Raw genomic sequence first — 425 nt, forward strand, 5'->3', positions numbered from 1 at the left:
GCGATGCAACGATGACCGTCAAAGTCACGCCGGTCAATGACCTGCCGGTCGCTGCCGACGGGACGATCACGACCAACGAAGACACCAAGGCCACCGGCAACCTGCCGGCAGCGACCGATGTCGAGCACGATGCGATCACCTACGCCAAGGGCACCGGCCCGTCGCACGGCACGCTGGTCGTGAATGCCGACGGCAGCTACGAGTACACGCCGGCGGCCAACTACAACGGCCCGGACAGCTTCACCTACACCGTCAGCGACGGCTCGGGCAGCAATACCTACAACGTCAGCATCACCGTCAATCCGGTGAACGACGCGCCGGTGCTGGCGGTTGCGCCCGTCACCGTGGGCCAGGGTGCGACCATCACGCTTACCACGAGCTACCTGAACGCGACCGACGTCGATACCGGCAACGGCAGCCTGACC

The 425-nt window shown here is 65.4% G+C and carries 1 protein-coding gene; it reads left to right on the forward strand.

Features of this window, described 5'->3' with window-relative positions; all coding sequences use genetic code 11:
• Window positions 1-11: 11 nt before the first annotated feature.
• The coding region (locus NX773_RS23455; protein WP_258858646.1) for a cadherin-like domain-containing protein at window positions 12-425 on the forward strand (414 nt) is incomplete at its 3' end.

Source organism: Massilia solisilvae, assembly GCF_024753215.1.
GTDB classification, from domain to species: Bacteria; Pseudomonadota; Gammaproteobacteria; order Burkholderiales; family Burkholderiaceae_D; genus Telluria; species Telluria solisilvae.